Origin of the sequence: Gracilibacillus timonensis (genome assembly GCF_900086715.1) — a bacterium.
GTDB classification, from domain to species: Bacteria; Bacillota; Bacilli; order Bacillales; family Amphibacillaceae; genus Gracilibacillus; species Gracilibacillus timonensis.
Map to the genome: position 1 here is coordinate 275,110 of NZ_FLKH01000010.1, position 26,417 is coordinate 301,526.

Consider the following 26,417-nt stretch of genomic DNA (forward strand, 5'->3'; position numbering starts at 1 on the left):
AAGCTAGATAACGCACATTAAGATGACCTTTTATTTTTCTAGTGAAACTGGTACTCTTTTGTTCTTACAAAAATAGGGCTGGTTCCATTTGGAATCAGCCCCGTTTTTATTATACTCGTTCTTCCGAGCGAAACGAAAGTTCTTGACTTGCTTCTTCATCCGTTTCTTCTTCTGTTGGTTCTTGGTTTGGCAGTTCTTCTTCTAGCTCACTATCCTCTGCCGGATTATCTGCATTCTCATTCTCGTCTGGTGCACTCTCTTCTTGTCCAGACTCTTCCTGATCCACTTCTTCTTGATTTACTTCACCTTGCTCTTCCTCTTCTTTTTCAGGTGCCGTAATCTTTTGAATCGGCTGATTGATAAATTCTTCTGGATTTACCGGTGTGCCATCTTTTCTTACTTCAAAATGGACATGTACGCCGTTATCTTGTCCCAGCGTATTTTGACCAGCTGTTCCTAAAGAATCACCTTGCTTCAATTCACTGCCTTCTTCTACTACAACATCGTCAAGACTTGCATAATAAGTGGAGATTCCTTCCTCATGCTCCATCTTCACCACATTACCCAACAGTGGATCGTGTTTAATTTCTGTCACTGTGCCTGAAAGAGAGGCCATCACATCAAAAGCCTCATGGTCAGACGTAGAGATCGCAATACCGTCACTTTGATAATATTTATTTTCGTGTAAAATCAGTGCGTCTTGCTGATCCTCTACATCTGCGCCATAATCATAAAATTTGGTCACAATTTCAGTTTGCAGATTTTCTGCGACAGGCATTTGCAATACTTCTTGCTGCTGCATAACAGGTGCTGACTCATCATCTGTCTGATCATGTCTTGAATCACCAACATTCTCTCTTGCATTATCTGCTATGTCTGGTGTATCCGTAATGACCTGCTGATACCATAATACCCCTGTCAGAACAAATGCCGCTGCCACCAGATATACCGCAGGAAAAAACCATTTTTTCTGGAATAGACGTTTCCACTTATTTTTTGGAACGCTTTTGTTTTCCTTCATTTTACATCACCTCAGCAACCATTGTGATCAAATGAAGGAATAAATATACATGTTTTTTTATTTTTTTACTAAAAGAGTTGGCGTAGCCTGTTCTAAAGTGTTTAATTCTGTCCCTTTGTAATAATAAGCAATAATGTCATCGTATGTCTTTCCCTCTTGTGCCATACCGTTTGCACCGTACTGACTCATTCCCACTCCATGCCCAAAACCTTTTGTTGTAAAGACATAGTGATCATTTTTCTTACTAATCGTGAAATCATTAGATGATAACCCTAATTGTTCGCGTATATCCCTACCACTAAATGTCTGACCGCCTATTTCTACTTGATCTACCCGTTGACTATCTGTCCTGGTTAGCTGAAATTGATCTGACTGATTGGACAGACTGACCTGTAGCTTATTCTCTAGTTCTGCCGAAGTAAATACCTGTTGATCAAGGAACTTAGGAGATATATCCTCATCCCAGGGACTTTCAACGGCACGCAAATAAGGTAATTCATTCTCCCAATAATCCTCTGAATTCTCTGTATAACCATTACTGGTAGAGAAAAAGGCTGGTGTAATCGGTTGGTCCTCATACGTAATAACTGTGCCCTGGGTAGCAGCTACCGCTTGTTCAATCTTGTCAATTTTCCAATGATAGTCGCTGCCCCATATCTGTCTTAGTTCATCCGTGTTTTTATACACTTGATGATCAACCGTATCTGTTACATCGGCACTGTCTGGTAAATCCTCTGATTGTTCGTATGTCAGAAAGCGTACGATATAAGTTCTCGCGGCTAAAGCTTGTGCCTTTAACGCCTCTAATTCAAAATCTGCAGGCATTTCCGAGGCCACTACATGTACGACATAGTCTTCTAGTGGGATTTCTTCCACTGTATCCTCTTCGGTACGGAGAACACGGACATCAAAAGGTGATACCAGCTTTTGGTTTGCCTGCTTTTCTTCTTGGACGACTGGCTCCGCTTCCTTGGACACCTCTGACTCCTCACCACCAGCAAAAGGTAAGACAATCACGGTAGGAATGACAAACATAAAGGTAAATAAGATAGAAATAAAGATTAGACTAGGTGTTTTCCAGTTTTTCTGCTTGCTTTTGTTCGGCCGTCGCAGCATGAATAACCTCCTCTGTTCGTTTCTACTCTATCTTATTCTGTAAGCTAAGAGATTAGAACTGATCAGTGAACTTATTACATTGCCCAATCTTCTGATATTTTCCATATAAAATGGACCCCATGCCGAAGCTACGCCTCTGCTTAACAGGGCGTAGCTACGCTGTATAACGTTATTAGATTCCTCTGCAAGCAGAAAAAGGATAACTTTTCACAAACCTTTCTTACTGCCAGTTCATAAGTTATCCTTTTTGCCTGTTACTATACTTCTGCTTGTTCCTGCATCGTGTTAATTGGCGTAGATTCCACTTCCACACGTTCAATATCGGCACCAAGCTGCGCAAATTTATCAGTAATATTTACATAACCTCTATCAATGTGATAAAGCGAGGTTACCCGGGTATATCCATCGGATACCAATCCTGCTAATATTAAGGAAGCACCAGCACGCAGATCTGTCGCAGCAACTTCTGCTCCCTGTAATGAAACAGGCCCTTCCACTATCACACTACGGCCTTCAATCTTCAATTTGGCATTCATACGGCGAAATTCTTCCACATGCATAAAGCGATTTTCAAAAACCGTTTCCGTAATGACACTTGTGCCGTTAGCAGCAAGCATTAACGCCATCATCTGTGATTGCATATCAGTTGGAAAACCTGGATGTGGAAGTGTTTTAATATCGGTGGCCTTTAAATAATCAGGTCCAATTACACGAATACCACCTGTCAATTCCTCGTATACCTCAACACCCATTTCCTCCATCTTTGCAACCAAGGCACGTAAATGCTCTATCTCGGCATTCTCTACCAACACATTTCCACCGGTGATAGCTGCAGCCACCATAAAGGTTCCCGCCTCAATACGATCCGGGATTATCGCATGTTCGGCGCCAACTAATTTATCTACTCCTTGGATCTTAATGGTTTCTGTGCCTGCACCTACCACATTAGCGCCCATCTTATTTAAATAGTTTGCTAGATCTACTATCTCTGGTTCTTTTGCTGCGTTTTCAATCGTTGTTTTTCCCTCTGCCAGTACCGCTGCACTCATAATATTCTCTGTTGCACCTACACTTGGCATATCTAAATAAATCTTCGCCCCTTGCAGTCTTCCCTGTACCGAAACCTCGACAAAGCCATTTCCGACATTGACATTGGCCCCCATTGCTTCAAACCCTTTTAAATGCAAATCAATAGGTCTTGATCCAATGGCACATCCTCCAGGTAAAGCTACCTTCGCATGGCTGTATCGGGCTAATAATGGACCAAGCACTAATACAGAAGCGCGCATCTTTCGTACATACTCAAAAGGAGCTTCTGTTAATACTTCTTTTGTTGCATTAATGGTTACGGTATTTTTATCATATACTACATCTACATTCATATGTCGTAATACTTGGTTTATCGTGTTTACATCTGCCAATGCAGGTACTTCATGAATCACACTTTTGCCTTCACTTGCTAGTATACTTGCAGCGATAACAGGTAGTACAGCGTTCTTTGCACCTTCAACCCTAACTGTACCCTCCATTTTTCTTCCGCCACGAACGATGATATTTTCCAAAGTTCATTCTCCTCTGTGTCCATATTCATTATTATTAGTATTCAGTAATAAGGATAGGTGTGCCAATTGTGATATTGGTTTTATCGCCTATCCTTTCGCTCACAGCAATATGTACATTGATATCGTCATCCTGCTGTTTTAATTTATTCGTCCATTGTTTCGTATAACCTGTCCATGTATAAAATTCGGGTTCATTTATTTCGTCAATAATTGTTATATCTAATTGTTTTTTTACAAATTTTATAAAAGAAACAATATCTATAATATCATCTTTCCATGCCTCTAGACAAGAGAAATATTGAGCATTTTGTGAAAATAATTCATTAGTAACCTTTTTTACTTTCAAATGGTAGGTATCAAGTACTTTCATCTGGTCTAAAGGTGACGAGATCGTATAAATGATTTGGTATGTTGAATCCTTTGCTGTTGGTACTAATAATAATGTTTCTTGTGTTGTCATCTTATTTTTATCAGCTGATTCAAATCGGATGTTTTTTTCATTTTCCACTATATTCATGTGATACCCTTTCATGCTTTCTATAAAACGGTCCATTTCCGAAATTTTTCTTGTTTCTTTGATCGTGGTTTGCAAGTTTGCTAGATTCAGGTCATATGTCTGGAAGGTGGCCAGCATATCCCCTATTTCCTCTTCGTTCACGGCGGCTTTGTCCCCTGGCGCATGTATAAAATTCCAAGCAAGCATCATACTACATAAAAAAAATAAATACCTCATTCCCCATTCACCCTTTCTTTTTTAAAAGTGTTGGCAGGAAATAAGATATTTATACGTGTGATAATCGAATTCGTTTTCTCAAAAAGGAAGCCTTCTTCATAACTTCTTTGTTACTTTATTACATGGTCTTACTATGCATTTTTATTCAAAAAGATAGATAAGCTGCTGAGACCATTGCAGAAAATCGAGAAAGAAGTTACTAACGGTAGTGCCTATCACAATAGTAATTAAAATGATCAAGATACGTGCCTCAAATACTCTTTCTTTGCGAAAAAAATCATCAAAATTGACGGATTGAATCACCCGCCAAGTAATAACAATAAAAATAATGTGCGATATAATCGATATTAGCCCTTCTTGGGCAACGGTTTGCATCATTTGAAATCCCTCATTCATTCACTTTTGGTTTTAGTTTAACATATTTGTGTCTTCGTGTCTTGATTCGTTTCTTCTTTATTTCCCGGGAAATTTCGACTTGATATGTTGTCAATTTTTCAATCATTAACAAGAAAAATCGTGCAAATGTCGCCCGTTCCTTTACCGACCACTTAAAGAAGTCACTGAACTGCCGATAAGATAGACTATGTAAAGTATCCCACTTTCCTTAGTGGTGAGTTTGATCATTTTATTTGTGCTAAGCAAGCGCTGCGGGAATATGCTGCGCTAGATATACGTACAACAATGGTTGTTACTGCAAGGATGAAGCAGCTTAGGTACCAAGCCAGTGTTGTAGTAAAAGGAGAAAATCGTCAACTGATTTTTCGGATATGTCATGGATCATGCTACAAAATGGTTCTTGCATTTATAAAAACCATAATGTATGATCGAATCATGCTCTGAACAAGTTTATCTAGCATGATAATGGTGCCTAGAATCCTACATTTTAGCAAAGCGGAACCTATTTCCGAAGCATTTCCTAGCACAGACAAACAATCAACTTTACTACATGGAATAGATGGACTTGTTACTTTACATAATCCGTCTTATCAGCACTTTGACCGGAAGTGATGCTAATTTTCTGGAATCGTCTTCTACTCCCGTTCAAAATCGTTCAACCCTATTGTTTTTTGAATAGAAAAGAGACTGTCTCAATTTTAATATTGAGACAGTCTCTAATGTTATTATATTAGAAAATCAGTATGCAAAAACGTTGTCTTACCTGTTTTCCACAACATCAATTCGATTTAAGGCACGCTTAAGTGCTAATTCTGCCCTTCTGAAATCTATTTCATCTTGTTTAGCTTGTAAACGACTTTCAGCTCGTTCCTTCGCAGCTCGTGCTCGTTTGACGTCAATATCGTCGGGACGTTCCGCTGATTGAGCTAAGATGGTCACTTTATCAGGACGAACCTCCAAGAAACCTCCACTAACTGCTACACGTTGAGGATTGTCACCCTTCAATCGCACACCACTAATAGATAATGGAGCAACGAGCGGAATGTGACCAGGTAGAATACCCAACTCACCATTTTCTGCTTTACAGCTAACCATTTCAAAAGCTTCTTCCAGAACAGGGCCATCTGGAGTAACAACACTTACCGTTATTGTTTTCAACAGAACCCCTCCTTAGACTGTTATAAACTGAATGTTAGTTGAACCATTCGGGCCGTTATTGGCTGTTGGATCCTCCACCCAAGCATCACACTTTTCCTTCATTCTTGTAGTGGGAGTCTTACAGCCATTACACTGAAATAAGACAGATCTTCTACTATGCAAATTGTTTTGCTTTTTCAATGACCTCTTCAATACGTCCAACTAATCGGAAGGCATCCTCTGGAAGATCATCATATTTACCATCGAGAATCTCACGGAAACCTTGTACTGTTTCCTGAACAGGGACATAAGAACCTTCCTGGCCAGTAAACTGCTCAGCCACGTGGAAATTCTGTGATAAAAAGAATTGGATACGACGTGCACGAGCTACTGTGAGCTTATCTTCGTCTGACAATTCATCCATCCCTAAGATGGCGATAATATCCTGTAATTCTTTATACTTTTGTAAAGTTTGCTGTACTTCTCGCGCTACGTTGTAGTGATCGTCTCCCACTACTTCCGGGTCTAATGCACGTGAAGTAGAAGCAAGTGGATCCACCGCAGGATAAATACCTTGTTCGGATAACTTACGATCAAGGTTGGTTGTTGCATCTAAGTGTGCAAAGGTAGTTGCTGGGGCCGGGTCCGTATAGTCATCGGCAGGAACGTATACCGCTTGGATAGAGGTAACAGAACCTTTATTCGTTGACGTAATACGTTCTTGTAACTGCCCCATTTCCGTTGCAAGTGTAGGCTGATAACCAACGGCTGACGGCATACGACCAAGTAAGGCAGATACCTCTGAACCTGCTTGGGTAAAACGATAAATGTTATCGATAAATAATAACACGTCCTGCCCTTGTTCATCACGGAAGTATTCCGCCATAGTCAGGCCTGTCAAGGCAACACGCATACGCGCTCCAGGTGGTTCGTTCATTTGTCCAAACACCATGGCTGTCTTTGATATAACACCGGAATCCTTCATTTCATAATAAAGGTCATTCCCTTCCCGTGTTCGTTCACCTACCCCTGCAAATACAGAGATACCACCATGCTCTTGGGCAACATTATTAATCAGTTCCTGAATAAGTACGGTTTTACCTACACCCGCACCACCAAACAAACCGATCTTACCACCTTTAATATAAGGTGCTAATAAGTCTACTACCTTAATCCCAGTTTCTAAGATTTCGGTATCTGTTGCTAATTCCTCAAATTTAGGTGTTGGACGATGAATCGGATCACGACGTATATCGTCACTCAATTTCTCATCCAGATCAATATTATCACCTAGCAGGTTGAAGACACGACCTAATGTTTCTTCTCCAACTGGTACAGAGATTGGCGCTCCCTGGTCAATTGCCTCTGCTCCACGTTTTACACCTTCCGTTGATTCCATAGCAATCGTGCGTACGGCGTCATCTCCAAGGTGAAGCGCTACTTCGACTGTAAGTTCATTTGCTTCACCGTTGACATCATATTGAATTTTCAACGCATTATAAATCTCCGGGAGGTTGCTGTCTGCGAATTTCACGTCAACAACCGGCCCCATGATTTGGATAACGTGTCCTGTAGCCATCGATTTCCCTCCTATCATAATCAATCCTTACCGTTTCTTCTATTCTAATGCTGCTACGCCACCAACAATTTCCGTAATTTCTTGTGTAACAGCCGCCTGTCTTGCACGGTTGTACTGCAGTGAAAGATCATCAATTAGATCATCTGCATTATCTGTTGCACTCTTCATAGCGGTCATACGTGAGGCATGCTCACTTGCCTTACTATCAAGCAATGCTCCAAAAATCAGGCTTTCTGCATATTGTGGCAATAATGTATTCAAAATTTCCTGTTGGTTTGGTTCATATTCATAAGCACTTTGTACACCTTTCGCCTCTTCTGCCAACTCAGTAAGTGGTAAAAGCTGTTTATTGGTTACCTTTTGCGAAATCGCACTAACAAAGTGGTTATAAAAAATTACCAATTCATCAATCTCTTCCTCTACAAAAAGCTGTACCGTTTCTGATGTTAGATCTTGAATATCTGCAAAGTTTGGTTGATCAGAAAGACCTGTTATCTCTTTTAGAATCGGCATCTGACGTTTTTTGAAGAAGTCACGACCAATACGGCCTACTGCAATAATGGCGTATTCATCTGTTGATTGATGTTTCTCTTGAATCGTACGATATACTTCACGAAGAACTCCACTGTTGAAAGCTCCAGCCAGACCACGATCGGAAGTGATCACAAAATAAGCTGTTTTTTTCACTTCACGACTCTGTAACATCGGGTGTTCTGCTTCCCCGCTCCCAGCGATACTATGAACAACTTCTTTTATCTTATTGCTGTACGGATCGAACGCCTTTGCGAACTCTTCCGCCCTGGACAATTTAGAAGCAGATACCATATGCATAGCCTTAGTGATTTGTTTCGTCTTTTGTGTGGAGGTAATCCGAGTTTTAATATCTCTTAACGATGCCACTTCGTTTCACCACCCTTTCCTTCAAGGTTGACGCTTGGAATCCCATTATTCTGACGCTACGAATGTTTGTTTGAAGCTTTCAATGGCTCCATTCATCTCATCGGCATCTGGTAATGCACCTGTATCTCTAATACTTGCTAACAATTCAGGCTTGTTATTATCTAACCAAGTCATAAATTCTTCTTCAAATCGTGTAATATCCACAACAGGAATCTCATCCAGAAAGCCTTTCGTTAAGGCATAGATAATCATAACCTGCTTTTCAACTACTAATGGTTTGTGAAGTCCTTGCTTCAAGACTTCAACGGTTCGTTCACCACGATTCAGTTTGGCCTGGGTTGCCTTATCCAAATCGGAACCGAACTGAGCAAATGCCTCTAGTTCACGGAAAGATGCTAAGTCGAGTCGAAGTGTACCAGCAACTTTTTTCATCGCCTTGACTTGGGCAGAACCACCAACACGTGATACGGATAAACCAGGATTTATCGCTGGTCGTACACCCGAGAAGAACAAGTCTGACTGTAAAAAGATTTGTCCGTCGGTAATCGAGATCACGTTGGTTGGAATATACGCTGAAATGTCCCCTGCTTGTGTCTCAACGAATGGCAGTGCTGTTAAAGAACCTCCGCCTTTCGCATCACTAAGCTTTGCTGCACGTTCTAATAAACGAGAGTGTAAATAGAACACATCACCAGGGAATGCCTCACGACCTGGCGGGCGACGTAGTAACAAAGAAAGTTCACGATATGCGTTAGCCTGTTTAGTTAAGTCATCATACACAACCAAGACATGCTTACCGTTATACATGAATTCTTCTCCCATGGAAACTCCAGCATATGGCGCTAGATATTGAAGTGGTGCAGGATCACTGGCACCTGCAGAAACGACAATGGTATAATCTAACGCCCCATATCTGCGCAGTACTTCAACCGTACTGCGGACGGTGGAATCCTTTTGTCCAATCGCCACATAAATACAAATCATATCTTCATTTTTTTGGTTCAAAATGGTATCAATTGCTACCGTTGTTTTACCTGTTTGACGGTCACCAATGATTAACTCACGCTGACCACGACCAATTGGCACCAAGGCATCGATTGCCTTAATCCCTGTTTGTAGTGGCTCATCCACCGATTTACGATCCATAACACCAGGTGCAGGTGACTCCAATGGACGTGATGCTGCCGTCTCCACTGGCCCCTTACCATCTACTGGCTGCCCTAATGGATTAACGACACGACCAATAAGTTCCTCACCAACTGGCACTTCCATAATACGACCCGTACGACGAACTTCGTCACCTTCACGGATCTCTGTATAAGGTCCAAGGATTACAATCCCGACATTAGATTCTTCTAAGTTCTGTGCCATACCCATGACACCATTTGAAAATTCGACAAGCTCACCAGACATGACGTTATCCAAACCATGTGCACGTGCAATACCGTCACCGATTTCGATAACCGTACCCACATCACTTACTTCAATATCTGATTCATAGCTCTCGATCTGCTGCTTAATCAGTGCACTGATTTCTTCAGCTTTAATGCTCATGCCATTTCACCCCTATCGTCCTTAATTTGCTACTGTTATTTGTCGCTCTAAGCGATCTAGTTTACCTTTAAGCGAACCGTCATATACCGTATTGCCGACTTTAATTCGAATACCGCCAATAACCGTTGGATCCACTTGGTTATTTATCTTTAACGATGTTACATTCCATTTTTTCGTAAATACACGTTCAATCTCTTGTTGTTCTACTTCTGTCAATGCTCTAACCGAGTATACAGTCGCCTCTTTGATACCCTTTGCTTCATTGGCAAACGTGATAAAGTGATCGACAATTTCAGGCACAATCTCCTCGTTATGGCGGTCAACAAGGATGAAAAGAGTATGTAATACATCCTTGGAAAAACCGGAGAACGCTTCTGAGAGAAGTTGTTTTTTCTTTTCACCAGCTACTTGAGGATGTTGTAGAAAGGCAAGGAACGTTGCATTTGCCTGAAATACTTCCTTCACTGTAGCTAATTCTTCTTCTAACATATCCGTTGTTGATTTCTCTTGAGCTATTTGAAAAAGAGCTTCTGCGTAACGTTTGGCTACATTTGCTTTACTCATCGCTCTTCTCCTATCTCTTTAATGTAGTCATGAATCAATTGTTCTTGATCTTCTTCGTTAATTTCTTTCTCAATTACCTTGGTAGCAATCTGAACAGATAAGGTCGCCACCTGTGCTTGAAGTGCTTCCACTGCTTTCTCTTTTTCACGCGCGATATCTTCTTCAGCTGATTTCTTAATACGAACAGCTGCCTGATTAGCCGCCTCTACAATCGAGCGCTCCTGATCAACGGCTGCTTTCTTCGCATCTTCAATAATTTTCTGTGCCTCTTGACGAGTTGATTTCAATTGCTCATTTGCTTCTAATACGGACTTTTCAGCCTCTCTGCGATTCTTTTCTGCCGTATCAATTTCATTGGCAATGTGGTTCTCTCGTTCTTCCATCTTGTTCATCAACGGGCCCCACGCAAACTTCTTCAATAATGCAAGCAAAATTAAAAAGCTGATAATCGCAAAAGCCATATCTCCACCTTGCAATCCACCAATTGCTGCCTGTAAAACAAGGCCATCTGTTAAAAGTTGCACCGTGTTCACTCCTTCCTACCGTTAGTTATCTATTTCACCATTCATTTCATTCCACGTTAAGTATCCAATAACTGCTTACAAAGGAATGGCGAAGGTTGTCTTAGACGAACTTCGCCATTCTATTCTTCATTTAAATAATAATTACATTACCATAAAGGCAATAACTACGGCGAAAATTGGAATCGCCTCTACTAGCGCTACCCCGATAAACATTGTCGTTTGAAGTGGACCTCTTAATTCGGGTTGACGAGCAATCCCTTCTACTGTACGACTTACGATCATACCGTTACCTAAACCAGCACCAAGTGCCGCCAAACCAATTGCTATTGCAGCTGCTAAAGCTCCCATTGTGTGTTTCCTCCTTTAAAATGTATAAGTAATAAAGATTAAATTATATTAATGGTCTGAACTCACTTTATGAGACATGTAAACCATTGTTAACATGGTGAAAATAAATGCCTGGATAGCCCCAATAAATAAACTGAAACCTTGCCATGCCATCATCGGTACAATAGAGACGATGGTGGTAAGCGGGAAAGCTATCATCGCCATTTTCGTGATAAGTGATAATAAAATTTCACCAGCAAAGATATTACCGAAAAGACGCAGACCTAGCGTTAAGGTATTTGTAAATTCCTCAATAATTTTGAATGGTAATAAAAATGGTACAGGGCGGATGTAATCTTTCAGGTATTCGCCAACCCCTCTTGTTTTTATCCCATAATAATGCGTTAAAATAATGACCAACGCAGATAGCGATAATGTAAGTGTTGCATCCGAGGTAGGTGACTTCCACCACAACGTATGCCCCCATACTCCCATGGTAATAACACCTAGAATATTACTGATAAAAATGTACACAAGTAAGGTTAACCCTAATGGGAGAAAGACCTTCCCTGTCTTCCAATCCATTGTATCTCCAATAATCCCCTTAACAAAATCGACAATCCATTCCATGAAGTTCTGAAAACCAGTAGGCTTCATCTTGAGGTTTCTCGCTGCTAAGGTACAAATGATAAACACAATGATAGAAGAGATAAGCGTCATAAGTGATGTTGATAAGTCAAAATCCAGCCATGGTATACCAAATACATCATTCAACATCGGTGATTCGTGATCCAATTCCTTCACCTCACTTCCCTTTGCTAGTTCTATAAGTAGATATTGCAAAATCTATCATAATAACAACATAGGTTGTCATTAATCCCAAAATAACGGACATCAAATGGAATTGTTCTTCAAAGCGCATAGCAATAATGACGGCTAATGCGGCGGTGGCTAAACGGGTGAACGTTCCGATTCCTGTTGCTCGATTTTCTTGAGCAACGGCCTGTCCAAAACGATCGATCTTCCGTTGCATTGTCCATAAGCTGTAAAAGCTTAATGCTGTTCCTAGAAGGAGTCCGAGGAATATTCTTGTATAAGGTGTAAAACCCCAGCCAAGAACAAATAATGCAAGAAGGTAGAACATCCATTTACGCTGACGGGTTATCATCTGTTTGTATTGATTCATCATTTATTCGTCTCCCGTTACGTCTCTTACGTAAAGAATCGTTCCATATAATCCGGCTCCTAACCCTAAAAGAAGTCCAATGATTAAAAAAAGTGGTGAGGTTGATAAGTGGTTGTCAAGATACTTTCCTGTGAAGAGTCCCAAAAGCGGTACTCCAACAAGCTGTGACAAAATTGCAGAATAAATTGCAAAACCGTTGTAGATTTTCCCTTTAGGTGGTGACATCTACTCACCTCATTTAATCAAGCACAAGTTTAAAGGACGGTAGAGTGATACGTTACACCATGCTGTCATGCTAAAAAGTAACTATTTATGTATGTACGCAACAAACGCATAACTTATGCAAATATTTTATCACAAAGCTGAAACCCTTATCATCCATACTAGATTAGAATACAATAGAGACCCATTGTTGTCAATCGAATTTTAGGACAAAAACCCAAAATAAATGATTCTTTTGCTCTTTTTTTCGAAATATGCTAGATTAACTTCTCTTTTACAAGTTCATTCTTCTTCTTTGAATGAAATGTGACAATTGTTTCGTCCACCGAAATAATGGAACTGGGGAGAGTTACTCTCCCCAGCTTGCTTGATATTGATAGGTCTGTCCCGTTGTTGTTTCCACCGTGACATTTGCAATATAGGCATGTTCTAATAGCTCCGTCTGGTTGATTTCACCTTCCAACACTCCCTGTGGCGCGTCTTTCACTTCTGCCGCCGTTGTTACAAAGGCGAAAGTCACCGGATCATAAAGATCGATGGTTACTTTATTGGCTGCTTCCACTAAATACAGCTGATATTGATAGCTGTCCTCAAAAGGGATAATATCTAACTCTAATCCCATTGCCTGTGGGATATCGGCGTTATTACTGACATACATATAAGGTAGTGGCTGATCATTGAGAAATAAGTAACCTTGATTAATCGGCTCTGGCTTCCCAGTCTGTCTAATGGTCGCTTTTATGTTGATCTGCTTGCTCTCATTTGGTTCAAGGGTAAAACTTTTGGGTAATTGAAAGCGAATGGCCTGCTTTTGTTTCGGCAGATGAAAAGCATATTGCTGGGTTTGATTGGATACATTATACACCGTAATTGTTTCCGTTGTTTGTTCACTCTGTTCTGTTTTTTTGCCAAAGGATAATAAAGAGTGGTCCAACAATGTAGCTGTTTCAATAGCGGCCCTTGGGTTTATCTTTCCTGCCCCTTGTTCCAATGGCAGATAATCAGGTAAGGGTTTTGCAGTGGTTAAAACGGCTGCTTTTAATTGAGCAGGTGTCCAATCCGGGTGTGCCTCTTTTATCAGGGCTAATACGCCGGCTACATGTGGAGAGGCCATGCTAGTTCCGCTCAAAGCTTGATACCCACCAGGCACGGTGCTAAGAATATTTGCCCCGGGGGCAACAATCTCCGGTTTAATCGCCCAGTTTACCGTTACTGGTCCTCTGGAACTAAAATCGGTAATCGTATCGGAAACTGAATTCTGCTTTATCTGGAGATAACCTTGGTTCTTTTCCAGCCATTCTCCGTCCTCCTGTGAGATGGCGGCAACTGGAATGGAAACCTCCGCTTCAACCGCCCCTTGAAAGAAGCCCGGTTCTTTATTGGCAATTAATAAAGCCGTCGCCCCTTGACGTTCTGCCTCCAACGCCAGTTTAGCAAAGGGAACATCACTTCTTTTGACTACTAAAATACGGTCATGATGCTTTAGCTGTTTTTGATTGGTAGTTACTTTAAGGTCCTTCTCTAATTCCCATTCTGCCGATCCTTGCATAGGAGCTAATTCGATTGTTTTATCTTGAAAACGGTCATACAAATAAGGCTGCTGAAGTTCTGGCGTGGAGGCACCTACCGAAATTACATGGTCCGCCGTTGCAGGTGAGCCTACCGTCCATAGTTCCGGACCTGTATTCCCATTCGCTATGACAACAGATACCCCTTGCTCCACTGCTCGGTTAACGGCTACACTGGTCGGCCAGTCAGGACCATTAATGGAGTTGCCAAGCGATAGGTTAATAATATCCATTTCGTCCTTGACGGCTTGTTCAATCGCAGCCATCACTTGAATCGAGGATCCAGTCCCCCCAGGGCCAAGCGCTCGGTAGGCATACAGCTCTGCATCTGGAGCAACCCCTTGCATCTCTCCATCCGCCGCAATAATCCCTGCCACATGACTGCCGTGATTTGTTGGAAGACCGTCCTCCACTTTTGTTTCCATCGGATCGTCGTCTAAATCGACAAGGTCATAGCCCCCTTGATAATTCTTTTGCAAATCTGGATGGCTATAATCAATTCCTGTGTCAATTACTCCAACCTTCACTCCTTTACCACTGTAAGGAAGATCATCCGGGATTAAAAATGGAATGCTCTCGTTTATATTGCTGGTAACCGTTTGTGTTTGATAGGTTTGAACAGGATAGCTCTTTTTTATAAAAGATCGCCGCTCCAACTTTTTTAGGTTGCGTTGATCGGTTTTAATCGCCACCCCATTAAATATCGTATCGTACACTGCGAGAATGTCTATCTGAGGGTAGTATGTTTCGATTTGTTCTGCAGCATCATGAGGGTCATTTTCTACTTCGATAATTAATGAATAATCTTCAGAGCCAGTGAACAGCATTAGTGATAGTAAAAACGACATAGTGAGCACTCCTTTTTCAAATAGGAGTAGTATGTGTTACTTCCTGGTTAGATATGTACACCATGCTTATTTTTCGTCTTATAGCTGTCTGAGTGGAAGATTTTGATGGTTGGGATTTGATCTCTTCAGTCCGCGAGATCCATTCTTATGGACTGTAGAACGAGATTTGATCTCTTCAGTCCGCGAGATCCATTTTTATGGACTGTAGAACGAGATTTGATCTCTTCAGTCCGCAAGATTCATTCTTATGGACTGTAGAACGGGATTTGATCTCTTCAGTCCGCGAGATCCATTCTTATGGACTGTGGAGCAGGATTTGCTTTCTTCAGTCCGCGAGATTCATTCTTATGGACTGTGGAACGGGATTTAATCTCTTCAGTCCGCGAGATTCATTCTTATGGACTGTGGAACGAGATTTTCTCGCTACAGTCCGCGAGATTTATTCTTACGGACAAAATTTCGCGTTTGGGCGGTTTTGTGTCTGTTAGATCTATTTTTCCATTATGGCTGAGTAATGCTATCTTTTTTTATTTGCAGCCTGATTCGTTCCAGGTCCAGATCATTCCATACCCTATTATACCAAGGATGGTATTCTTTTTTAAGCTATAAAAAAGGCAGCTTTGTCTCGCATAAACTGCCTTTTGCGACAAAACTGCCTCCTCATTTATTTCGTTCCAAATAATCGATCACCGGCATCGCCTAGACCTGGCACGATGTAGCCTTTTTCGTTTAGTTTTTCATCTAATGCACCTAAATATATATCGACATCTGGATGTTCTTTTTGCACCAACTCTACCCCTTCAGGAGCGGCAAGCAGGCACATCAATTTGATATTGACAGCACCACGTTTTTTCAAAGAGTGGATCGCGTCATTCGCTGAGCCGCCAGTAGCAAGCATTGGATCTACGACAATTAATTCACGTTCTTCGATATCACTTGGTAATTTCAAATAATATTCAACTGGTTTTAATGTTTCTGGATCTCGGTATAAGCCAACATGTCCGACTTTTGCCGCTGGAATTAATTTCAGAATGCCGTCAACCATCCCTAAACCAGCTCTTAGAATGGGGATAACACCGATTTTTTTACCACTAATGACTTGTGATGTTGTTTCCTGGACGGGGGTTGGAATGGTTGTTTCTTCTAATGGAAGATCTCTAGTAATCTCAAATGCCATTAAGGTCGAAACCTCATCAACTAAGGCCCGGAACTCCTTGGTCCCCGTATTTTTGTTACGAATATACGTTAATTTATGCTGGATTAATGGATGATCTAGAACAAATAACTTACTCATGCGAAAAACTCCTTTACCCTATTAAATTTTGTCGATATTCAAACGAATCATCGTTCAAATTGTACAGAAAAAACACCAGTCATGCAAGCACCTTCCTAATAATCCATGTGCACAGACGAAAGCAGACTCATCCAAAAGACGAGTCTGCTATTATTTATTGATATAAGGGGAATTTTGCCGTTAGAGCACTTACTCGATCACGAGCTTCCGTTAACGTTGCTTCGTCGGAAGGGTTCTTTAGCGTTAAGGCGATAATTTTTGCTACTTCTTCCATTTCTGCTTCAGCAAAACCACGAGTAGTAACAGCAGCAGTACCAACACGAACACCAGATGTAACAAACGGGCTTTCTGGATCAAATGGAATCGTATTTTTGTTCGTAGTAATACCCACTTCGTCCAAGGCTGCCTCGGCTTCTTTTCCTGTTAGCTGTAAATCACGAACATCTAATAATAATAAATGATTATCTGTACCACCTGAAACAATGCGAATACCTTCTGCTTGCAGTACCTCCGCAAATTTCTTCGCATTTTTGATAATATTTTCACCGTACACTTTAAAATCCGGTGATAGAGCTTCTTTGAAAGACACAGCTTTCGCTGCGATCACATGCATTAATGGGCCGCCTTGCATTCCTGGAAAAACGGTTTTGTCAATTTTACGACCATACTCTTCTTTACACAAAATCAAACCACCGCGCGGGCCACGTAATGTTTTGTGTGTCGTTGTCGTTACAAAATGGGCATGCGGTACAGGGTCTGGATGTAAGCCTGCCGCAACTAGACCTGCAATATGTGCCATGTCTACCATTAAATAGGCATCCACAGCATCCGCAATTTCACGAAATTTCTTGAAGTCTATTTCACGTGAATAAGCACTTGCACCAGCAACGATCAATTTTGGTTTTACTTCTTTTGCCTTTGCTAGCACTTGGTTATAATCTATTCTCTCGGAATCCTTATCTACTCCATAATCGACAAAATGGAATAACTTACCACTGAAATTAACTGGACTACCATGTGTCAAGTGGCCGCCGTGATTCAAATTCATTCCAAGCACTGTATCACCTGGATCCAACACTGTGAAATAAACAGCCATATTTGCTTGTGCCCCAGAATGTGGCTGCACATTGACATATTCTGCACCAAAGATTTCTTTTGCTCGATCACGTGCCAAATCTTCCGCCACATCCACGTATTCACAACCGCCATAATAACGTCGACCTGGGTATCCTTCTGCGTATTTATTGGTTAATACAGAACCCTGCGCTTCCATTACTGCTTGAGAAACAAAGTTTTCTGAGGCAATTAACTCGATTTTATCATGCTGACGTTTACGTTCTAACTCTACCGATTGATAGATCTCTGGATCAAAATTTTTCAAGTGCTCCATGGATGATTTCCCCCTGTATTCATTATTGATAGTGTGTAAACCATTCGTTATTTCGTGCAACTTATTCTAAAATAACATGATTTTGAAGAAAATTCTAGCACTTTTTACGAATGTTAAAAAGAAAAGATGCACCTTTATTCGTAAATAAAGATCCATCTATCATAAAGCAGTTCATGGAGAGACCGGATAAACCGCCCTCGGTCCGCCGATTAACTTCGGTCTTGTGCGAGCATGGGTTGTTCGTGCTTGACCGACATAACGTTGCGTTAAACGAAGCGGAACGGCTACCGGCTTTAAATGCATGCCAATCATTGTCTCGCCAATATCTATTCCTGCATCTGCTTGTAAGGCCTCTACCACTACCGCTTCAGGCAAATGTTGATAAGCATAGGCAGCCATTGATCCACCAGCATGACGAACAGGTTGTACAGAAACTTGAGTGAGGTTCCGCTCCTGTGCTAGCTGCTTTGTAACTACGACGGCGCGATTCAAGTGCTCACAGCACTGAAAACATAGGTGAACGCCTGTTATATCCTGCAGATGTTTGAACGCATCATACAGCATTGCTGCCACTTCTTCACTGCCTGCTGTTCCAATATGCTCACCAACTACCTCACTGGTAGAACAGCCAATTACAAACAAATCACCTGCTGTTAGAAAATCGAGTGATATCCATTCATCTACCATCGTTCTTACTTCTGTTTGCCATTGTTCTAGTTGCATGAATAGTTCCTCTTCTCCTTTTCATACATGTATCGAAACGCTTTGTTTTTTTATCCTCTTGTCAGGCACTGCCACATTACTGATTTTCGTAACTTGTTACTTTGCCGACGCGATTAGCATGACGTCCACCTTGAAATTCAGTGGTTAACCATGTACGGGCAATTTCACGGGCAAGACCTGCCCCTATGACACGCTCTCCCATTGTCAATACATTGGAATTATTGTGCTCCCGTGTTGCTTTGGCACTGAATAGGTCATGTACAAGCGCTGCCCGAATCCCATTCACCTTATTAGCAGCAATCGACATACCAATACCCGTCCCACAAATTAAAATAGCCCGATCAAATTCCCCGCTCGCCACACGCTCGGCTGCAGGTATGCCATAATCCGGATAATCTACGGAGTCAGTACAATGACAACCAATATCCTCATATGGGATGGCTAACTCCTCTAATAAAGAGACAATTTCTTTTGCCAAATGAATGCCTCCATGATCTGATGCTAAAATGACCTTCATGTTATAATGCTCCTTTGCCTAATTAATATCCTTTATATAGGCTATCTTATCATATTTAGCAACAAAATACTTCTTTTTTAGAGGTTGTTTCAACATTTCAATACAAAACGTCCTTCTGTTTGAAAAGGCTAACAGAAACATAGGCAAAACGATATTAATTCAGTTTAAATTGACTAATTTTCCCTTGTAAATATTGTGCCTGACGATCCAGGGTGACTGCCAACTCCTCTAAATGTTCCGCAAAATCGGCCTGTTCCGTGATCGTTGCATGCATCTCCTCGGCACCAGCTGACGTTTCTTCAGCAATCGCCGCCACATTCTCAGACTTAGCTTGGGTCGCTTCGATTTCCTGTAATTGTGTATTCACTATTTGCGAAATGGCTTGAATCGAAGAAACTACCTCATTGATAGAAGTGGCCATTTGATCAATCACGATCGTTGTTTGTTCCCCTTTTTCCACCTCGGCATGTGTGCCATCCACATGCTGACGGATCGTATCGACTACTACATTGACATCCTGTTGCATCGTCTTAATCAAGGCAGAGATCGTTTGGACTGCCTCAGAACTCTGATCTGCCAATTTACGCACTTCCTCCGCCACCACGGCAAATCCTTTTCCTTCTTCTCCCGCTCTTGAGGCTTCAATGGAGGCATTCAATGCTAGTAAATTGGTTTGTTCACTAATATCACCAACCATCGAAATGACATTCTCTACTTCTTTCGCCTTTTGCGACAATTGATTGACATCTTGAAGAGCCGCTTCTTGATTGTCTGCCAACCCGCTAATCCCCGCCACCAACTTACTGATCACTGCTTTTGATTCTTGAAGCTGTGCTACCATTTCATTGGACTTGACCTGGGAGTCCTCTGCCTTCTGATCCACCTGTGTAGCCAATCTTGTGGAATTCTCTACGGCCTCTGCTGTTTGCTGAATGGCTTCTGAAGTTTCTTCCGCACCTGAAGAAATTTGCCCAACCGTATCTTCCAATGCCGTGGTTTGCTCCTTCGTTTTCATAGTTGCTTCTTTCATTTGTTGTACAGAAGCAGAGGTTGTTTGTGCATGCTGATTAATCTCTTCTAATACAGCTCGTAAATGATACACCATTTTCTGAAAGGCAATGGTCAAAGCACCAATTTCATCATCCGTTGTGCGCGGTGAGGAGATATCTTGATTCAGATCCCCTTCTGCTACTCTCGTTGCAATGTTTTTTAAGCGTTTTAGCGGTTTGGTGATGACACCAGCTGCCACAAAGGCCAGAATGCCAGACCAAATAATCCCTAATAATAATGTAACTAACACAAATACAAGTTCGGGAATATCAATATATGCTTGAATCCTCTCCTGAAGCACATAAATAAAAAATGCACTTGTGGAATATGTAATAATTGCTAATGTAGTAGTAAATAGGACCAACTTAATCCCCAAATTAATTCCTTTCTTTTGTTGTGTTGCCATTCCTTCCCCTCCTGAACCATGACTTTTTATCTACTTCTATTGTCTATCTTTTTAACCAATAATTCAAGATAATTATCGATTTCTTGATAAATTTTTTGATAAGTCATGATATTACCACCAAAAGGGTCAGCTATATCGATATTTTGCACGATTTTCTCTAATTGATTAATTTTTTGTTGTTTTTCTTCTATCTGTTCATCATTTGATAACTTGGCCTCTTCTAATGCAGCATAGGCCTTCTTCAACTGTTCCCACGCCTTTTGAAACTGCGGATCTGCATATTCTTTTAAGGTAAAGATTTTTTCCTCAAAGGGAAAGTATTGTTGTTTAAGAATGTCACGATGACCTTGCGTCATAGCCAAGACCAAATCTGCCGATGCGATCATTTCTTCATTAACTGGTTGTGAAGAATGACGAAAATCGATCCCATGCTCGTCCAATACCATACGTGTTCCGTCTGAGGCAGGTTGTCCTTCCCCAGCAAAAATACCAGCAGATTGCACATCGTGTTCTGTCTTATCCTGTAGAATGGCTTGAGCCATCGGGCTTCGGCATGTATTTCCAGTACAAACAAATAATATCTTCATTCTTGCTGCCTCCATTTATTCATTCACTTCTTTATCTACTATATCGTGTACGTTTATGATACGCAACATCAGAAGGGTTGCCTTACCACCAGACTTGTAAACCAAAGAAAAAAAGAATAACGCCACCTGCCACCTCACTATAAGCCCCCAATAAGTGATGGGCCCTCCGACCGATCAATAAGGCAAGCCAAGTGAAGACCATACTAAACAATCCAAATAAGAGAAGCGCCAATAAGGTCACTACACCAGACAAGCCAAGGGACAGACCAATAGAAAAACTATCCAGGCTGACAGTAAAGGCAAAAATCAAGAGACCAAGCCCTGCTGGAGCGAGCATCGGTGTTTCTCGCTTTAAACATGTTTGCAAAATCATTTGCAAACCAATCGCACATAACAATAATCCCGCCGCTAAATGAGCAATACCTTCTATTTTATCAGATAGAATGGAACCTAAACTGAGACCCGCAAATGGCATCATCACATGAAACAAACCAACGATAAATCCAATATAGGCAATGCGCTTTAATCTAATCTCTTGCATGCCAATAGCTAGTCCTACGGAGAAGGCATCCATTGATAAGGCAAGCGCAATACAGCTAATCGACAACAATTCTCCCACATAAAAACCCCCTGTACAAAAATGGACAAACACGACTACTTCTTGTCCCATTTCTATGCAGGGGGAGTGGATTATATGTGTTGGATTCGATCGGTTGCTGCTTTGTCAAGCCTGTTCATAATGGCTGCTCCCATTCCTTGAGCAGGAAAACACTCAGATAAAATAACATCGACCGTTTTATGATTAAAATAGCGCAAACCTGTATAAAGGTTTGCTGCCACCTCTTTCAAATTATCCTGTTCTCCCATCGTGAAAGCTTCATCCGCTGTAAGTTTCGTCATCAACGGGGTCGTGGCCATGACCCCAACTTTCTTACCAGCTTGCTGAAAATGGATAATTTGTTGTTGAAAGAAAGCCGCTTCTCCTTCTATTAAATATAAAGGGGCTTCTGGTTCATAATGATTATATTTCATACCAGGTGATTTCGGTTGAGCTTCTGCCGCTAATGACTTGGTCAACTTCACCTCACCAATAACCGCTTCGATTGCTTGTTTCGTAATGCCTCCTGGACGCAAAATGACAGGTACCTCTCCTGTCGCATCGACAACCGTTGACTCCAAGCCAACTCCTGTCGCCCCCCCATCCAGAATACAAGGGATCCTGCCACACAAATCTTGATAAACATGATCCGCAGTAGTAGGACTTGGTTTACCAGAAACATTAGCACTCGGCGCGGCTAGCGGTAAATTAGCAGTCTGTATTAAGGCCTGTGCTACCGGATGTTGCGGTACACGGATTGCCACAGTATCCAAACCGGCCGATACGGTTGGTGCTACCTTTCCATTACTTTTCAGGATAATGGTAAAAGGACCAGGCATAAATTGATCAATCAGTTGTTGTGCCATTACAGGTATCGTCTCCGTGTAGTACTTGATCTGTCCTGGTTCATGAACATGCACAATCAACGGGTTATCCGCTGGGCGTCCCTTCGCCTCAAAAATCTTGGCCACAGCTGCTTCACTTGTGGCATCTGCCCCTAGTCCATACACTGTCTCGGTAGGAAAGGCTACGACTTCCTGTTGTTGTATATAAGCTGCTGCTTCTGCTAGTGTGTCGCTAGCTGCAGTTAATCTTTCTGTTTTCATATTATCCCTCGATCTATTCATTGCACTATTTGTTACCCCCTGCTGCCGTTTAACAGCAGGCATAACAGGTATTAAAATGTTTATCTATTAGGATGCATAGCAAGCCTTGACTAATGATCGTCTCGCTTTATTATGAACGGGCTCACACAAATGTGCAAGCAAGATAACTTATCCACAAATTTATGCACAAGTTACTTGTAACTTGTGCATAAATACCTTACTTATCCACACTTTCACTAACGCTTTTTTGTTACTAGTTTGATACATTCTATTTATACACATATCCATGCACAGCTAAGCCTAACTTTGTGTATAACTGCTTGTTTTATCCACATTTTCCAGTGAAGTTATCCACCAATTTGCTTCTATAGATTGATCTAATGCCTGATTTGACGGTTTATAACCCAATTGTGTGAATAACTCATCAAGTATTTGACTGGTGCTGTGGGTAACTAAATGGGACGCTTGACGATTTGCTGCTAATTGTTCCGCAGACTGAATTAAACTGACTGGCAGCAAAATATGGGCTTGACGTTTGATCAGTAAGCTACGCAGCCAACAAACCTGATCCTCCATCTCTATCAATGTAAAAAAGGCGATGGGCAGATCGTGATCATAAAGAAAATAGCCATGTTCTTTATGCTGCACCTGTTCTACCCCTGGCATTGTCTCATCAAAAAAAGCCTGGAATTCCTGATCATCTAAATATTTGGTTGCTTTTAGCTCCATTTCAATTCACCTCTATCATTTTTCTATTAGTGTTAATCTATGTGAAAAATGATAGATATATGATTACTGAAACCATTTTAAAAAGAAAAAAGTATATTCCACTTCCTCTTCTGACGTTTCCGTTACTTCTGGTTCTTTCTCCTGACCCTCATCATCCTCTACCGTGGTACCGAAAGAAAAGTCTAAAAAGCACAAAGGTGGGAACACGACACACCACCAGTTGGATCCTTCTGCCTCACCGAGTGTAATAAGAATCGCTTCATACTCACCAGCTGGATAAAGATAGTCGCCATAAAGTTTGACAGGAAAGGCAACATCCTCACGGTAATCTACCTGATAATCTTCATTGCCGACCGTTTCTGCCACTATCTGATCAATATCATCAATTCGTTCATTAATTAGTTCTCTCGCCTCTTCTATATTACGAATATCTGCTACCCACTTGGTTACTTCCTCGTTTACCGCATCGCGCACCTGATGTTTTAACGCCTGGTCCTCATCTGAATCACTGTTAGCTAGAATACGTAAACGAATCGCCTCATCTGGAATGACCTGTGGACCACTTTGTTCACTTGCTACCTTTTGTGGAAAAAAACCAATGATTAAGCCAATAAGTACAGTAAATAAAATAAGTTTTCGCATGATTATCCCCCTGTGGATCGTTTGTTATCCCCATTGTGGACAATATCGAAAACTTTTAAACTTGCTATCTATTATTTTATGGAAGTTCCTCTCTGATTCTAGCTGCACATTCCATTGTAGTGCTATCGTTAGCCTTCACCTTGGCATATCGTAACGTTTCTTCCCTTTATAGTCTTGCTTGAATGATACGGTCTTTTCCATTGATATCTTGCAAGACGGTCACCTTACTCATAGGAAATTTGGTTTGAATAAGGGTTGTCACCGACTGTGCTTGGGTATAACCAATCTCAAAGAAGAGCCAGCCGTTTGGATTCATCACATAAGCTGCCTGCTGGATAATTTTTTGATAGGCATATAAGCCGTTGTTTTCAGCAAAAAGGGCCAGCTCAGGGTCGAAGTGACGAACGGTTTCTGTCAGCTCTTCTTTCTCCTGATAGGAAATATAGGGAGGATTGGAAACCAATATATCTATTTTTATATCTTGTTCTATAAGCGGTTTTAAAAAATCTCCTTGGTAGAAGCACACAGGTGCCTTTAATAACGTTGCATTCCTCTTTGCGATTTGTAGTGCCTTATCCGATATATCCACAGCCAGTAAGTCTGCTTGTCGTTCTTGCGCCCACTCCTTTGCTAGGGTGATCGCAATCACACCACTTCCAGTCCCAACATCCACACAAGTAAAAGAAGGATACTCCACTTGCTGCAAGACTTGTTGCACTAGTTCTTCCGTCTCTGGACGGGGGATCAGCACATCGGAACTCACGTAAAATTCTCTGCCAAAAAAAGTTTCTTTTCCCGTTAAATGCTGTACAGGCACTTTTGTCCTAGCATGTTGTTCCACTTTGTGCATAAATTGTTGATAAGTTTGCGCTGCAATTGGATCTCTTAAACGAGTGATCAATTCTGTCTTTGTCCATTGTAATTGGTCTAACAAAAGGATCTCAGCTACCTTGGTCTCACATTCAGACTCCTCTAAAAAAGAAGAAGCCCTATTCAGGGCCTCGTGAATTGTTTTCACCATTATCATTCACCGATTTCTTCCATTTTTTTCGCTTGTTCCTCAATAACTAAGGCTTCGATCACTTCATCCAGTTTTCCTTCCAAAATCTGATCCAGCTTCTGAATCGTTAAACCAATACGGTGATCAGTCACACGATTTTGCGGAAAGTTATACGTCCGAATACGTTCCGAGCGGTCGCCTGAACCAACCGCTGATTTACGCGTCTGGTCGTATTCTGCCTGTGCCTCTTGTTGAAATTTGTCATAAATACGAGCACGCAATACCTTCATTGCCTTTTCCTTGTTTTTTATCTGTGATTTTTCATCTTGAATGGAAACAACAATTCCTGTAGGTACATGCGTCAAACGCACCGCTGACATCGTTGTATTAACCGATTGTCCACCAGGGCCGCTGGAGGCAAACGTGTCCACACGGATATCTTTTTCATGTACATCTACTTCCACTTCTTCAGCTTCCGGCATAACAACAACCGTGGCAGTGGAGGTATGAATACGTCCGCCTGATTCGGTTTCTGGTACACGCTGCACACGATGAGCACCGTTTTCGTATTTCAGTTTGGAGTAAGCGCCTTTTCCATTAATCATAAAAACAACCTCTTTAAAACCACCAACTCCTGTTGTATTGGAATCCATGACATCCATCTTCCAGCCTTGCGCTTCCGCATAGCGGGAATACATGCGGAATAGGTCTCCCGCAAATAAAGCAGCCTCATCACCACCTGCAGCTCCGCGAACCTCCATAATAACGTTCTTATCATCATTGGGGTCTTTAGGAAGCAGTAAAATGCGCATCTGTTCTTCTAATTCCTGTTGATGCTTAGATAATTCATTAATCTCGACCTTAGCCATTTCCCGCATTTCATCATCCAGATCCTCTTCCAACATTTCTTTGGCTTCACTCAATTGTTGGGTTACCTCTTTATATTCTCGATACGTTGTAGTTACCTCTTGAAGATCGGATTGTTCTTTTGAGTATTCCCTTAATTTTTTCGTATCATTAATTACCTCTGGATCACTCAATAATTCATTTAATTTATCATAACGTGCTTCTAGCGATGCTAAACGATCTAACACGTATCTCACCTCTTTCTCCGATTCGCCTATATAAATAGTATATA

At 41.4% G+C, this 26,417-nt stretch carries 28 protein-coding genes; all 28 read right to left on the minus strand.

Annotation, left to right across the window (positions count from 1 at the left end):
- Positions 1 to 109: 109 nt before the first annotated feature.
- The 28 genes from BN6556_RS05250 to prfA all read right to left on the minus strand — a co-directional run bounded on the left by BN6556_RS05250 (position 110) and on the right by prfA (position 26,373).
- Positions 110 to 1,021: a M23 family metallopeptidase gene (locus BN6556_RS05250; protein WP_066188068.1), complete on the minus strand. Its 912-nt coding sequence runs from the start codon at positions 1,019 to 1,021 to the stop codon at positions 110 to 112.
- A 57-nt stretch (positions 1,022 to 1,078) separates the two neighbouring features.
- The gene (gene spoIID, locus BN6556_RS05255) at positions 1,079 to 2,137 is read right to left on the minus strand and encodes a stage II sporulation protein D (RefSeq protein WP_066188072.1); all 1,059 of its coding nucleotides are present in this window, start codon (positions 2,135 to 2,137) and stop codon (positions 1,079 to 1,081) included.
- Between the two features lie 257 nt (positions 2,138 to 2,394).
- A complete protein-coding gene (gene murA, locus BN6556_RS05260) occupies positions 2,395 to 3,699 on the minus strand; it encodes a UDP-N-acetylglucosamine 1-carboxyvinyltransferase (protein WP_066188073.1) in 1,305 nt (434 codons plus the stop codon).
- Between the two features lie 34 nt (positions 3,700 to 3,733).
- The gene (locus tag BN6556_RS05265) at positions 3,734 to 4,432 is read right to left on the minus strand and encodes a YwmB family TATA-box binding protein (protein WP_066188074.1); all 699 of its coding nucleotides are present in this window, start codon (positions 4,430 to 4,432) and stop codon (positions 3,734 to 3,736) included.
- A 141-nt stretch (positions 4,433 to 4,573) separates the two neighbouring features.
- The gene (locus BN6556_RS05270) at positions 4,574 to 4,810 is read right to left on the minus strand and encodes a DUF1146 family protein (RefSeq protein ID WP_066188076.1); all 237 of its coding nucleotides are present in this window, start codon (positions 4,808 to 4,810) and stop codon (positions 4,574 to 4,576) included.
- A 777-nt stretch (positions 4,811 to 5,587) separates the two neighbouring features.
- On the minus strand, positions 5,588 to 5,986 hold the full coding sequence (locus BN6556_RS05275) for a F0F1 ATP synthase subunit epsilon (protein ID WP_066188078.1): 399 nt from the start codon (positions 5,984 to 5,986) through the stop codon (positions 5,588 to 5,590).
- A gap of 154 nt (positions 5,987 to 6,140) precedes the next feature.
- Positions 6,141 to 7,544, minus strand: a complete 1,404-nt coding sequence (atpD, locus tag BN6556_RS05280) for a F0F1 ATP synthase subunit beta (RefSeq protein WP_066188080.1) — start codon at positions 7,542 to 7,544, stop codon at positions 6,141 to 6,143.
- Positions 7,545 to 7,583: 39 nt separating this feature from the next.
- Positions 7,584 to 8,444, minus strand: a complete 861-nt coding sequence (gene atpG / locus BN6556_RS05285) for an ATP synthase F1 subunit gamma (protein WP_066188082.1) — start codon at positions 8,442 to 8,444, stop codon at positions 7,584 to 7,586.
- A gap of 45 nt (positions 8,445 to 8,489) precedes the next feature.
- Positions 8,490 to 9,998, minus strand: coding sequence for a F0F1 ATP synthase subunit alpha (gene atpA / locus BN6556_RS05290; RefSeq protein WP_066188085.1), 1,509 nt, complete (start codon positions 9,996 to 9,998; stop codon positions 8,490 to 8,492).
- A gap of 21 nt (positions 9,999 to 10,019) precedes the next feature.
- On the minus strand, positions 10,020 to 10,562 hold the full coding sequence (locus BN6556_RS05295; RefSeq protein ID WP_066188087.1) for a F0F1 ATP synthase subunit delta: 543 nt from the start codon (positions 10,560 to 10,562) through the stop codon (positions 10,020 to 10,022).
- Positions 10,559 to 11,086 (minus strand): F0F1 ATP synthase subunit B, encoded by a 528-nt coding sequence (gene atpF, locus BN6556_RS05300; RefSeq protein ID WP_066188089.1) that lies wholly within the window; start codon positions 11,084 to 11,086, stop codon positions 10,559 to 10,561. Before atpF ends, BN6556_RS05295 begins: the two co-directional genes overlap by 4 nt.
- A gap of 141 nt (positions 11,087 to 11,227) precedes the next feature.
- Positions 11,228 to 11,434 (minus strand): F0F1 ATP synthase subunit C, encoded by a 207-nt coding sequence (gene atpE / locus BN6556_RS05305; RefSeq protein WP_066188092.1) that lies wholly within the window; start codon positions 11,432 to 11,434, stop codon positions 11,228 to 11,230.
- 48 nt (positions 11,435 to 11,482) lie between these two features.
- Positions 11,483 to 12,208 (minus strand): F0F1 ATP synthase subunit A, encoded by a 726-nt coding sequence (gene atpB / locus BN6556_RS05310; protein WP_066189002.1) that lies wholly within the window; start codon positions 12,206 to 12,208, stop codon positions 11,483 to 11,485.
- Between the two features lie 10 nt (positions 12,209 to 12,218).
- A complete protein-coding gene (locus tag BN6556_RS05315; protein ID WP_066189005.1) occupies positions 12,219 to 12,599 on the minus strand; it encodes an ATP synthase subunit I in 381 nt (126 codons plus the stop codon).
- A 3-nt stretch (positions 12,600 to 12,602) separates the two neighbouring features.
- Positions 12,603 to 12,824: an AtpZ/AtpI family protein gene (locus tag BN6556_RS05320; protein WP_066188094.1), complete on the minus strand. Its 222-nt coding sequence runs from the start codon at positions 12,822 to 12,824 to the stop codon at positions 12,603 to 12,605.
- Positions 12,825 to 13,170: 346 nt separating this feature from the next.
- On the minus strand, positions 13,171 to 15,237 hold the full coding sequence (locus BN6556_RS05325) for a S8 family serine peptidase (RefSeq protein WP_066188096.1): 2,067 nt from the start codon (positions 15,235 to 15,237) through the stop codon (positions 13,171 to 13,173).
- 664 nt (positions 15,238 to 15,901) lie between these two features.
- Positions 15,902 to 16,531 carry a uracil phosphoribosyltransferase gene (upp, locus tag BN6556_RS05330; RefSeq protein ID WP_066188098.1) on the minus strand — a complete coding sequence of 210 codons (630 nt, stop codon included), beginning with the start codon at positions 16,529 to 16,531 and terminating at the stop codon, positions 15,902 to 15,904.
- A 154-nt stretch (positions 16,532 to 16,685) separates the two neighbouring features.
- Complete coding sequence (locus BN6556_RS05335) at positions 16,686 to 17,921, minus strand: serine hydroxymethyltransferase (RefSeq protein ID WP_066188102.1); 1,236 nt, start codon at positions 17,919 to 17,921, stop codon at positions 16,686 to 16,688.
- A gap of 171 nt (positions 17,922 to 18,092) precedes the next feature.
- Positions 18,093 to 18,644, minus strand: a complete 552-nt coding sequence (locus tag BN6556_RS05340; protein ID WP_066188104.1) for a TIGR01440 family protein — start codon at positions 18,642 to 18,644, stop codon at positions 18,093 to 18,095.
- A 76-nt stretch (positions 18,645 to 18,720) separates the two neighbouring features.
- Complete coding sequence (gene rpiB, locus BN6556_RS05345; protein ID WP_066188105.1) at positions 18,721 to 19,161, minus strand: ribose 5-phosphate isomerase B; 441 nt, start codon at positions 19,159 to 19,161, stop codon at positions 18,721 to 18,723.
- A 154-nt stretch (positions 19,162 to 19,315) separates the two neighbouring features.
- Positions 19,316 to 20,617, minus strand: coding sequence for a methyl-accepting chemotaxis protein (locus BN6556_RS05350; protein WP_066188106.1), 1,302 nt, complete (start codon positions 20,615 to 20,617; stop codon positions 19,316 to 19,318).
- Between the two features lie 26 nt (positions 20,618 to 20,643).
- A complete protein-coding gene (locus BN6556_RS05355; RefSeq protein ID WP_066188108.1) occupies positions 20,644 to 21,204 on the minus strand; it encodes a low molecular weight protein arginine phosphatase in 561 nt (186 codons plus the stop codon).
- An 82-nt stretch (positions 21,205 to 21,286) separates the two neighbouring features.
- Entirely contained in the window at positions 21,287 to 21,874 is a 588-nt protein-coding gene (locus BN6556_RS05360; RefSeq protein ID WP_066188110.1) for a manganese efflux pump MntP, read from the minus strand.
- 20 nt (positions 21,875 to 21,894) lie between these two features.
- Positions 21,895 to 22,929: an L-threonylcarbamoyladenylate synthase gene (locus BN6556_RS05365; protein WP_235817455.1), complete on the minus strand. Its 1,035-nt coding sequence runs from the start codon at positions 22,927 to 22,929 to the stop codon at positions 21,895 to 21,897.
- 279 nt (positions 22,930 to 23,208) lie between these two features.
- Positions 23,209 to 23,637 (minus strand): hypothetical protein, encoded by a 429-nt coding sequence (locus BN6556_RS05370; protein ID WP_066188112.1) that lies wholly within the window; start codon positions 23,635 to 23,637, stop codon positions 23,209 to 23,211.
- A 63-nt stretch (positions 23,638 to 23,700) separates the two neighbouring features.
- Complete coding sequence (gene spoIIR / locus BN6556_RS05375; protein ID WP_066188114.1) at positions 23,701 to 24,279, minus strand: stage II sporulation protein R; 579 nt, start codon at positions 24,277 to 24,279, stop codon at positions 23,701 to 23,703.
- 166 nt (positions 24,280 to 24,445) lie between these two features.
- Positions 24,446 to 25,300, minus strand: a complete 855-nt coding sequence (gene prmC / locus BN6556_RS05380; RefSeq protein ID WP_066189010.1) for a peptide chain release factor N(5)-glutamine methyltransferase — start codon at positions 25,298 to 25,300, stop codon at positions 24,446 to 24,448.
- A gap of 2 nt (positions 25,301 to 25,302) precedes the next feature.
- Positions 25,303 to 26,373, minus strand: a complete 1,071-nt coding sequence (prfA, locus tag BN6556_RS05385; protein WP_066188116.1) for a peptide chain release factor 1 — start codon at positions 26,371 to 26,373, stop codon at positions 25,303 to 25,305.
- Positions 26,374 to 26,417: the final 44 nt, after the last annotated feature.